The 2,785-nt window shown below is 32.4% G+C and carries 6 protein-coding genes; all 6 read right to left on the bottom strand.

The annotated features are described in order from the left end of the window. Nucleotides 1–579: hypothetical protein (locus tag ACKI67_RS08060; protein ID WP_407462987.1), on the bottom strand; the 579-nt coding region annotated here is incomplete at its 3' end. 20 nt (nt 580–599) lie between these two features. Further along, nucleotides 600–974 (bottom strand): hypothetical protein, encoded by a 375-nt coding sequence (locus ACKI67_RS08055; RefSeq protein ID WP_407462986.1) that lies wholly within the window; start codon nt 972–974, stop codon nt 600–602. Nucleotides 975–1,000: 26 nt separating this feature from the next. Then, on the bottom strand, nt 1,001–1,279 hold the full coding sequence (locus ACKI67_RS08050) for a hypothetical protein (protein ID WP_407462985.1): 279 nt from the start codon (nt 1,277–1,279) through the stop codon (nt 1,001–1,003). Further along, nucleotides 1,266–1,565 carry a hypothetical protein gene (locus ACKI67_RS08045; protein WP_407462984.1) on the bottom strand — a complete coding sequence of 100 codons (300 nt, stop codon included), beginning with the start codon at nt 1,563–1,565 and terminating at the stop codon, nt 1,266–1,268. The genes ACKI67_RS08050 and ACKI67_RS08045 overlap by 14 nt, the downstream gene beginning before the upstream one ends. Before the next feature lie 21 nt (nt 1,566–1,586). Beyond that, complete coding sequence (locus tag ACKI67_RS08040) at nt 1,587–2,210, bottom strand: hypothetical protein (RefSeq protein ID WP_407462983.1); 624 nt, start codon at nt 2,208–2,210, stop codon at nt 1,587–1,589. 53 nt (nt 2,211–2,263) lie between these two features. Beyond that, the coding region (locus ACKI67_RS08035) for a hypothetical protein (protein ID WP_407462982.1) at nt 2,264–2,785 on the bottom strand (522 nt) is incomplete at its 5' end.

Raw genomic sequence — 2,785 nt, 5'->3', positions numbered from 1 at the left:
GTTCTTATCACCAGTATTGATCAAATAAGTGGTGTTTTTCAATCTGAATAACTCCTTTTCATAGACTTCGACATATTCATCGATGTCAAACTCCTCATCATCAAGAAGCTCCTTAAAGCTGTCCACTTCCTTCAAGCCGGAAAAACAGTCTTCAAAATATCTTCTATCCTGCTTTAATCTTGTTTCCAGATATTCTAAATCATTGGCTTTTATTTTTTCAGCTATTTGTTTATATTCTTCCAGCCTTTCGCTTACAAAGTCCAATTGCCTTGGCAAGAGAAGTCTTGTTAGGTAATAGGCTGCTTCCATATCATATTCATCATTTAGATTTCTTATGTAGTAAGTGGAAATGAATTTGTTGCAATTTTTGCAATATTCATTACGCACAAATCCTCTAATAGGAGAATCTGAATACCAGTCAATCATGCCAATAAGATGATCTTCAATTTGTCCGTGTTCTGTATTGAAGTAGAAACCTAAAACATCTTCTGTAAAGCTAAAACCACAATCTTCGCAGTCAACTCCTCCGGTCAAACGGTACTTTTGCAATAATTCATCTGAATGCAATAATCTGCACATTTTATGCCTCCTTTAATATTTTATTTTTTAATTTTTCTAAATCTATCTTTAGTTTCCTTGATATTTTTCAAATGAGCAAAATATTTGTCCTTTATTTCTGGAGGATATCCATCATAAATATCATGGGATTCATATGATTCATCCTTAATAATATAAAGATCATCTGAGCCCATTCTTGAAGCTATTTCAACATACAATACTGGATTTTCATCCTCAAGAGCCAAGAAGTAGATGATTGATCCGAATGGAACTTCAATTATTTCTTTCATGTCAAATAATTCTTCTCTGATCAATTCCTCATCTTCATGAATATCATTTCTCTTGAGAACTTCTTCTCCTAATCTGCTTAAAATCAACTCATTAAATGTTTTTTGAATATTTGTCAAATCATGCATCATATCACCCTCCATTTCACATAATTTTATTTTTCCAGTAACTTTTCTTCGAAATGAGGATGGTTTTTGAGAAAAGTTTTTAACTGGTCTATCCAATAATCTGTTAAGGTTTTGTATTCTTTGTTCTTTTTTTGGATTATTTCGTTTTCTATTGTTCTGTGTTTGATATAATTTTCCCTATAAGTTTTCTTGTCTGCTTTTATGTTGTTCAGTTCTTCAAGACTTAATCTGTATTTATCAGGGATATGTATAGGACTGATTAAATAGGGTATGACTTCACCATTTTCTAACTCATTCTCCTTCAAGAATCCACCTTAAATTACTAACAGTATCCCTTTTAAGAAAATCATCTTCAAATGTTTTTTTAGTTATTTCTCCATAGATTTGGGGATTATCATAATGGAAACAATCAATCCCATAAAAACTTTGAATGATAGTGGGTTCTTCTTTGAGTTCTGCATCCAAACGGTCAATCATTCTCTCCAACTCTTCACCTTCATACTCTTCCAAAAACAATTCACATATCTTCTCTTCATATTGTTTATATGTCAATGGATAATCTGTTTCTTTTCCCATTCTTTTCACTTTCATTTAAATCACCAAATCTTTTTTCTAGAGATATTCGATTTCAGGACGGTCTTTCTCATTAAATCTGTAATATTTTGGATATTTCACCATAGGAAATCCCACACCTCCTTTTTTAACCTCGAACTTTCCTGAAAAAATCAATTCTCCATCTTCATTATATAAATTGCCCATTGTCGGATAAATAGGGCCATATCCAGGATATTTCAATATTCCTTCAAATTTGATTTTTCCATTTGAATAGAATTCCTTTCCTTCAATCATTCCTCGTCTGCCAAATATTCCTTCTCGGTATTTGTTGCCATTGGAATAATAAGCCACTCCAAGACCAAACGGTTTGTCAAGGATAGTATACCCTTCATAGACCAATTTATCATCGTCTGAAAATAATTTTTTATATATTGAATATTTTTCATAGTTGATCTTTTCCAAAAACTCCTTTTCAGATAGTATTTCCTGTCCTGCAATATAGTATCTGTCTATTTCAAAGTAAGTCCTACGTATGACATTGATTACAATCAGGTATTCCCTATTTATAGGATTGTTTTCAAAATAGTCTGCATATTTAAAATTATTTCTCTTTAGAAAATTTTTCAAGCAATTTTCCTCTCTGATGCAACTGGGTTTAACTACATAATCTCCAACTTGCATAATATCGCCCCCTTTTTTAAAATTCTTATTTGAATGTTTGATTTTTGTGTCATTTAATCTAATTCACCACCAAGAAACATGTCCAAAGTGTTCACAGGAATAGAATTTAACCTATTATCTTCAAATGCTCTTTTGCAATTTTCTCCATAAATATCAGGATGGTCATAACGGAAACAACTGTCCCCATATAATCCACTGATGAAATCAGGGTCTGCTTCTAATAATTCGTTCACTCTCTTGAGTGCTTTCTCTCTGTCTTTTTCATCGAATCTTTCAAGGAACAGTTCAATAACTCTTTTTTCGTATTCCTCATAAGTCATTGGGTATTTCTTGCTTATCTTATTTGCAAACTGCCAGTTTCTGCATGTGTAGTATTCTGGTCTGTCTGCATACTTCTGACTTAAATCCACATCATCTTGCGAAAATTCAACCCTTTCTGCATTCTTCAATCTTATAGTAATTCCATTGAAGGAATATTCAAAGGATGCACCGGATTTCTCTTTCCAAGCCAAGTGGAAGTTGTTTTCCCATTTGTATGGATATGAACCGCCGCAAAGGTAATAGTATTTAGCTTC

The sequence above is a fragment of the Methanobrevibacter sp. genome, assembly GCF_045577275.1.
Lineage (GTDB): Archaea > Methanobacteriota > Methanobacteria > Methanobacteriales > Methanobacteriaceae > Methanobrevibacter.
This window is presented reverse-complemented; position numbering and strand designations above follow the sequence as displayed.

What these genes read in the sequence shown, in the direction of transcription:
- ACKI67_RS08055 (WP_407462986.1), bottom strand. Translation starts at nt 974, where the DNA reads ATGCATGATTTGACAAATATTCAAAAAACATTTAATGAGTTGATTTTA.
- ACKI67_RS08045 (WP_407462984.1), bottom strand. Translation starts at nt 1,565, where the DNA reads ATGAAAGTGAAAAGAATGGGAAAAGAAACAGATTATCCATTGACATAT.
- ACKI67_RS08040 (WP_407462983.1), bottom strand. Translation starts at nt 2,210, where the DNA reads ATGCAAGTTGGAGATTATGTAGTTAAACCCAGTTGCATCAGAGAGGAA.